This window comes from Bacillus cereus group sp. BfR-BA-01349 (assembly GCF_022663795.1).
Classification (GTDB): domain Bacteria; phylum Bacillota; class Bacilli; order Bacillales; family Bacillaceae_G; genus Bacillus_A; species Bacillus_A cereus.
Map to the genome: position 1 here is coordinate 38946 of NZ_JAKUGE010000043.1, position 7543 is coordinate 46488.

Consider the following 7543-nt stretch of genomic DNA (forward strand, 5'->3'; position numbering starts at 1 on the left):
GGTGGGGAAACGATATGGTGCAAATAAGTAGTAACTTTCTCTTTACCGCATTTATTTTATATTTAATTGCGACTCTATTTTTTGGGGGAGCCATTAAAGAAAAGGGTCATAAATGGGCAAATGTAGGAATAACGATTACAATTTTAGGGTTTATAGCACAAACAGTATATTTTGTTACAAGGTGGATTGCATCAGGGCATGCGCCAGTTAGTAACTTTTTTGAATTCGGTACATTTTTCGGCATGATGCTTGTAGGAGCATTTATTGTCATGTATTTTATGTACCGTGTAAGCATAATCGGACTATTTGCATTACCAGTTGCGCTTTTATTAATTGCCTATGCAAGTATGTTTCCGAGGGAAATATCTCCGCTTATTCCATCTTTAAAAAGTAATTGGTTACATATTCACGTGACGACTGCAGCAGCAGGACAAGCCATTTTAGCGATTAGTTTTATTACAGGCGTTATGTATTTATTGAAAAATGTAGATCAATCGACGAGAAGTAAACGTACATTTTGGCTAGAGACGGTAGTATTTACACTTGTTTGTACAGTTGGATTTATTGGAGTAACAACGGTATTTTCTAGTATGAAATATGAAGCGAAGTTTCAATGGATTGATAAAAATGAACAACAACTGGAAATGAAGTACAATCTTCCGGCTTTAGTTGGACCGCATGAAGGGAAGTTACTGACAGAAAATAAATTAGAACCGGCAGTTGAAGTTCCAGCAATTGTAAATGCAAAAAAATTAAATACTGTTATTTGGTCAGTGTTAGTTGGAACATTGCTGTATATTGTATTAAGACTCGTTTTACGGAAGCGAGTATCGGCGGCACTTCAGCCGTTAGTAAAGAATACGAATAGTGATCTACTAGATGAAATCGGATATCGATCTATTGCAATTGGATTCCCAGTTTTCACATTAGGTGCATTAATTTTTGCGATGATTTGGGCTCAAATAGCGTGGACGCGCTTTTGGGGCTGGGATCCGAAAGAGGTTTGGGCACTTATAACGTGGCTCTTTTATGCTGCAGTACTACATTTACGATTATCTAAAGGGTGGCATGGAGAGAAATCAGCTTGGCTTGCAGTAATTGGTTTTGCAATCATTATGTTTAACTTTATTGTAGTAAACTTAATTATTGCCGGTTTACATTCATATGCATAGAGAAATAAAATAGGAGAGTGTATGTCACTTTCCTATTTTATTTTTGTCAACTTTTCTTCTTTTTTGAGAAAAACATGACAAAGTAGCGGTTGATTTTGTAAAATGATGTCGAGGACATTATATACAGTTCAAAAAAAATACATAGTTTTGGAAAAAAATTGAACAAAATTTATTATTCTTGTGAAGCATAATATGGGAAGTGAAACATTTAGAAGATTGCTTAAATAAACGAGAATAGCGCAACATAATAGTTAAAGAAGGGTAGGTGTGAACCGCTGAGGTGAGAGTACGCAGCGGGTAGAGATGGCAAATGAATCAAGAATTTTAATTGTAGATGATGAGGATCGTATTCGTCGTTTATTGAAAATGTACTTAGAAAGAGAACAATATACGATTGAAGAAGCAGATAATGGTGATACAGCTTTAGAAATGGCGTTGCAAAATGATTACGATTTAATCTTATTAGATCTTATGATGCCTGGTAAAGATGGCATTGAAGTATGTAAAGGGGTTCGTGAGAAGAAAGCGACACCAATTATTATGCTGACAGCAAAAGGTGAAGAAGTAAATAGAGTACAAGGATTTGAAGTTGGAACAGATGATTATATTGTAAAGCCGTTTAGTCCACGTGAGGTCGTGCTACGTGTGAAAGCGGTATTACGTCGTGCTGTACCAACAACATTCTTTACACAAGATACAACGACAAAAGATGTTACTGTATTCCCTCACTTAACAATTGATAACGATGCACACCGTGTTACTGCAGATGGCAATGAAGTAAACTTAACGCCGAAAGAATATGAGTTACTATTATTTTTAGCGAAAGCTCCTGATAAAGTATTCGATCGTGAGCAGCTGTTAAAAGAAGTATGGCAATATGAATTCTTCGGAGATTTACGTACAGTTGATACACATGTAAAGCGTTTACGTGAGAAGTTGAGCAAAAAATCACCAGATGCAGCGAAAATGATTGTTACTGTTTGGGGTGTAGGTTACAAATTTGAGGTTGTGAACGACTGATGCTTTGGAGAAGTGTAGTAGGGAAGTTATGGATGACCATATTACTTCTCGTTTCGTTTGTTCTTGGATTTGTTGCGATTTTACTTTCACAATTTTTTAGAACGTATTATGTTGATATGAGTGAAAATAGACTTCAAAAAGTCGCAACAAGTGTTACGGAATTAATTGAAGAAGGTGCCGATGTAAAAACGATTGAGAACATCGCGTACAAATTCTCTGATCCACTTTCAAGGATTATTATTGTAGAAGATGGCAAGGAAATCTCTTCTTCACCGAAACAAGAAGGGTTAGTCACTCTTACAATGGATGATTTAAAAGAAGATAAAGAATTAGCCGCTGTTTTTACGGACAAAAAAGAAATTAAGAACAACATTAGAAAAGCTTCTGATAGTAGAAAGAATAAAAGCACTGAAAATGATATTGTGATCGTTGGGAAACCAGTGCAATCAAAAAATCAAAGCGCAGTGTTCGTATATGAATCTTTACAAGTGCCAATAAAAGATATGGAGAGAACGACTGATTTCATTTTCTTAGCCGCTGGGATTGCGATTATATTAACAACTTTCTTTGCGTTCTTCTTATCTACTCGGATTACAGCACCGCTTCGTAAAATGCGTGAGGTTGCTTTTGAAGTGTCACGTGGGAAATTTGATGCAAAGGCTCCTATGGTATCTCAGGACGAAATTGGTGAGCTGGCAACGGCCTTAAATCAAATGGGTAAACAGTTGAAGTTTAATATGAATGCTTTGCAGCAAGAAAAAGAACAGTTAGCCAGTATTTTGAGTAGTATGGCAGATGGAGTTATTACGTTAAATCAAGAAGGTGAAGTCGTAGTTATTAATCCACCGGCTGAACATTTCTTACAAGTTTGGCAAGAAGAAAAAGAGATAGAGTTAAGAAAAAAATTACCTTCTGAACTTGTGGAACTATTCCATCTCGTTGTAGAAAGCGAGCAACAACAAGTTGTTGAAATTAATTTACAAAAAGGGAACTATGTAGTTCTTATGACACCACTTTACAATCAAACGAAAATTCGTGGGGCTGTAGCGGTACTGCGAGATATGACGGAAGAACGTCGTCTTGAGAAAATGCGTCAAGACTTTATTGCGAATGTATCACATGAACTTCGTACACCGATGGTCATGCTGCAAGGGTATAGTGAAGCGATTTTAGATGATATTGTGCAAACGAAAGAGGAAATAGATGAGTTTGTTCAAATCATTTATGATGAATCCGTTCGTTTAGGTAAACTTGTAAATGAATTGTTAGATTTAGCTCGTATGGAAAGCGGTCACGTAGAGTTACATATTGGTGAAGTCGACATACATCCATTTGTGGAAAAAATTGGTCGTAAATTCCAAGGGATTGCAAAGGATAAAGAAGTTGAACTAACAGTTGATTTCCGGAATCAGATTGAAGAATATGCGTTTGATGCAGATCGGATGGAACAAGTGTTGACGAACTTGATTGATAACGCAATTCGTCATACGAATGCGGGTGGACATGTAACGCTTGTAATTGATACAAAAAATAATGGCCTCATTTTTGAAGTACAAGATTCGGGTGCAGGCATTCCAGAAGAGGATATTCCATTTTTATTTGATCGTTTCTATAAAGCTGATAAAGCAAGAACACGTGGGAAAAAGGGTGGAACAGGACTTGGGCTTGCGATTGCGAAAAATATTGTTCAAGGCCATGACGGTAAAATTTCTGTATCAAGTGTTGTTGGAGAAGGAACTACATTCTCTGTATATTTACCGAATCGTATAATTTAGATATGTGTTTTTAAAGTTGATAATGAATAAAGTTCTGCTGTTTTTTATTTTTTTGTAAACTCAATTAAATAAAGAATGGTAGAACTTTTTTCTATCTTGATCGAATCAAGAATAACAAGAGAGGGTGCTGTGAAGAAATGAAATTATATACAAAAACAGGAGATAAAGGAACGACAAGTGTAATAGGTGGCAGGGTTGATAAAGATGATATCCGTGTGGAAGCGTATGGAACAATAGACGAGGCAAATTCTCATATTGGATATGCAATGACTAAGGTTCAAGGCGGGGCTTTTAGAGATATTTACAATGAGCTCGAAAATATTCAACATGAACTATTTGATTGCGGAGGAGACTTGGCAATAGTGGAACAAAAAATTCCTTATAAAGTGACAATTGAGATGGTTGAAAGTTTAGAAAGAAAGATTGGTTTATATATAGAAGAAGCCCCGCCATTAGAACGCTTTATTTTGCCAGGTGGTAGCGAGGCGGCGGCTACTATTCATATTGCACGTACTGTTGTAAGGAGAGCAGAACGCTCTATAGTATCATTGCAAAAAGAAGTGAAAATAAATGAAGTTGTCTTAAAGTATGTAAATAGATTATCTGATTATTTGTTTGCGATAGCTCGAGTAATAAATGCCCGATTACAAGTGAAAGATGTGGAGTATAACCGTAGTGCATTAGTTTTTCGTGATAAGAAAGAGAAGGAAGTGGAGTAATTCACTTTCTTTTTTTGTATACTTTTTTCTGTAATATACCAAAATAGAGAAGGTATGGTGGTAATTAGAAAACGGAGGATGTATATGAAAGTTTTAAAATGCGGCGTCATGTTATTGAGTATACTGTTTGTATCTCAATTACATGTTTATGCAGAAGAAAATCGATGGACATGGCCTGTTGAAGGTCAGATAAGTGATTATTTTGGGACAAGGCATGGAAAACACTATGGTATTGATGTAGCTGCGCCGATTGGAACGCCTGTGGCAGCTATTCAAGATGGTAGGGTAACGAAGTCTTATTATTCAAGTAGTTATGGAAATGTTGTATTTATTAAACACGGAGAATATGAGGCTGTATATGCACATTTAAATAAGAGATATGTGGGGCAAGGAGATTATATTTCCAAAGGAGAAAAAATTGGAGAAGTAGGGAACACGGGAGAATCGCGAGGTGCACACTTACATCTAGAACTTCATCAAGGAAGATGGACGATGGCGAAAAAGAATGCGATGAACCCATTGCTTGTTTTAAATGAACAAAGAAATGAAGTTGTTTCTTCATCATTATATGTCGTACAAAAAGGGGATACTTTAGTTAGTATTGCACGGAAATTTAGTATGACACTTAAGGAAATTAAAGAAAAAAATGGATTGCAGCAAGAGCTAATTTATCCTAATCAACAATTATATGTTAAGTGAAGGAAACATCTCAAAAATTAAACTTTGAACAAATTTATGTTCTTCTTAAATAAGGTTCAATGTAAATGAAATTATATGGGCGCTTTTGCTAGAACTATTGAGTGAATCAGAGCATCTATATCTAAAAGAAAACCGTCCCAAAATTTATTTTGGGACGGCTTCTTTTACCAAAAAATAAAGACACATATAAATCCAGAAATAGCTAAATAGCTATATAAGTAAAAAACTTTTGTTCTTGTTTTCTCTTTTGTTCGAAACAGTACGATAGTCGGTTCAATTAAACCGATTGTCAAACAAAGTAGGCCAAGAAGCATACAACCAATCGAAATAGAATACAGGGCGATTTGTGGTGCTTGAAATGGAATCATCCATTTTAATAAAAATGCAATAAGTGCAGTGTAACAAATACTACCGATGTATTTATTCAGTGGTGTATTAGAACGAAAACCAGGAAGTTTTTTTAAGAAAGAGCGGGAAACAACTTCTGTTTGTAAAGATGTATGCTCTTCAATAATTTTTTGAGCTTCTTTTCCTTTTTGAAAAAGAGATAAGATCCAATTTCGCTCACCCTGAAAAATAAATTGAGAAGTTGTCAAATAGTGATCAATCTTCACTTTATTCCAACTCTTCCACGGATGACGCTCACACAATTTTAATTTACTTTCTGTTTTTTTATCATACTGATAAATACTGATGCCATCTTCATCGAAAGTAGCATAGTATGTCTCGTTTGAGAATGTGCCTAAATCAATTGGGCAATAGAAAAGTAATTCTTTTTTTAAGTAAAAGTATTCTTTTCTTAAGTTTTTTTTCATTGCTTCTCGAATAGAATGTCTCTTGTCTTTTTTCATGACATTTCCTCCATAACTCAGAAAATGTTCTTATCTTAACAATTCAATATCTTATCACTTTTAATTATATATGACTAGGTAATTCAAAAGAGAAATGCCGAATAATAAAAAATATGGATTGTATTGTAAAATATCTCGCAATTTATTTTTTGTTACGAAAAATAAATAACTAATTTTAAATAAGTTACAATTTTTTAGTTCACAATGTTATGAGGTTGTTGTATAATGAAGGGGAAAATAGAATATCGGTCTATCTTCGGGGCAGGGTGAAAATCCCGACCGGCGGTGATGAACTATTTATGATTTTGTTCTAAGCCCGCGAGCCGTTAAGGCAGGATTTGGTGTGATTCCAAAGCCGACAGTATAGTCTGGATGGGAGAAGATGGAGGTTCAAGCGTTCAAAAAAGATATGGATTTGAACGTCTGTTTGATGTGCCTTAAATTCTCCCTTTGTGTAAAACACAAAGGGTTTTTTCGTTCTATGAAAAAATAGGCATAGCAGAACCTTTCCACTTTCCATGAGATGATCGATGGAAAAGGAGAGAGAAAGATGAAACAAAAAAACAGTGTAGTGCAGATGGTGAGTGTAGCGATGCTAAGTAGTATTGCATATTTACTAATGATGTTAGATTTCCCGTTCCCAGGGCTTCCGCCATTTTTGAAAATTGATTTTAGTGATGTACCAGCTCTAATTGCAGCAATTATCTTTGGACCAGTAGCAGGAGTGATTGTAGAGGCGATAAAGAACATTTTACATTACGGGATTCAAGGAAGTTTAACGGGAGTACCAGTTGGAGAAATTGCAAACTTTATTGCAGGATGTTTATTTATTGGACCAGCAGCTTTCTTATTTAGAAAGTATCGTACTGTGAAGAGTTTAACTACAGGATTAATGCTAGGGACAATTACAATGGCACTTATTATGAGTGTATTAAACTACATCATCATATTCCCGGCTTACACTTGGTTTTTAAATTCACCGGCTATGTCTAGCGAAGCTATAAGAACAACGGTTGTAACGGCAATCTTACCATTTAATTTAATTAAAGGGATTGTTGTAACAATTGTATTTGTAGCATTATTCTCACGCCTGAAAGTATGGGTGTTTGCAAAAATGAAAAATGCATAATATATATTAAAACCATTAGTAGTGTGAAACTACTAATGGTTTTTTATTAAGGAAAATAAAATTTAGATACAAAAAATGCCCCTCATCAATTGAACTGAACCCAAAAAATTAGACAAATATATTAAGCAGCTACTAAGGATTGAACTCTGTATTGCACAGGGGACAATCCTTTTAGTTT

7 protein-coding genes and 1 riboswitch are annotated in these 7543 nt (G+C 35.2%); of the genes, 6 read left to right on the forward strand and 1 reads right to left on the reverse strand.

Annotated features, from left to right (window positions below; all coding sequences use genetic code 11):
- Positions 1 to 14 precede the first annotated feature (14 nt).
- The 5 genes from resC (at position 15) to MR169_RS20935 (ending at position 5385) form a co-directional block, all read left to right on the forward strand.
- Positions 15 to 1172 (forward strand): cytochrome c biogenesis protein ResC, encoded by a 1158-nt coding sequence (gene resC / locus MR169_RS20915; protein WP_000250081.1) that lies wholly within the window; start codon positions 15 to 17, stop codon positions 1170 to 1172.
- A 303-nt stretch (positions 1173 to 1475) separates the two neighbouring features.
- A complete protein-coding gene (gene resD / locus MR169_RS20920) occupies positions 1476 to 2192 on the forward strand; it encodes a DNA-binding response regulator ResD (RefSeq protein WP_001262938.1) in 717 nt (238 codons plus the stop codon).
- Positions 2192 to 3967 carry a sensor histidine kinase ResE gene (gene resE, locus MR169_RS20925; RefSeq protein WP_000964695.1) on the forward strand — a complete coding sequence of 592 codons (1776 nt, stop codon included), beginning with the start codon at positions 2192 to 2194 and terminating at the stop codon, positions 3965 to 3967. The genes resD and resE overlap by 1 nt, the downstream gene beginning before the upstream one ends.
- Positions 3968 to 4104: 137 nt before the next feature.
- Positions 4105 to 4686, forward strand: coding sequence for a cob(I)yrinic acid a,c-diamide adenosyltransferase (locus tag MR169_RS20930; protein ID WP_242319966.1), 582 nt, complete (start codon positions 4105 to 4107; stop codon positions 4684 to 4686).
- Positions 4687 to 4770: 84 nt separating this feature from the next.
- Positions 4771 to 5385, forward strand: coding sequence for a peptidoglycan DD-metalloendopeptidase family protein (locus MR169_RS20935; protein ID WP_000866120.1), 615 nt, complete (start codon positions 4771 to 4773; stop codon positions 5383 to 5385).
- Between the two features lie 164 nt (positions 5386 to 5549).
- Here MR169_RS20935 and MR169_RS20940 read toward each other — a convergent pair whose 3' ends face one another.
- The gene (locus tag MR169_RS20940; protein WP_000710837.1) at positions 5550 to 6236 is read right to left on the reverse strand and encodes a hypothetical protein; all 687 of its coding nucleotides are present in this window, start codon (positions 6234 to 6236) and stop codon (positions 5550 to 5552) included.
- A gap of 248 nt (positions 6237 to 6484) precedes the next feature.
- Positions 6485 to 6624: riboswitch (FMN riboswitch) on the forward strand.
- 162 nt (positions 6625 to 6786) lie between these two features.
- Between MR169_RS20940 and MR169_RS20945 the strand changes: the two genes are divergently transcribed.
- The gene (locus MR169_RS20945; RefSeq protein ID WP_000810856.1) at positions 6787 to 7365 is read left to right on the forward strand and encodes an ECF transporter S component; all 579 of its coding nucleotides are present in this window, start codon (positions 6787 to 6789) and stop codon (positions 7363 to 7365) included.
- The last annotated feature ends 178 nt before the right edge of the window (positions 7366 to 7543 follow it).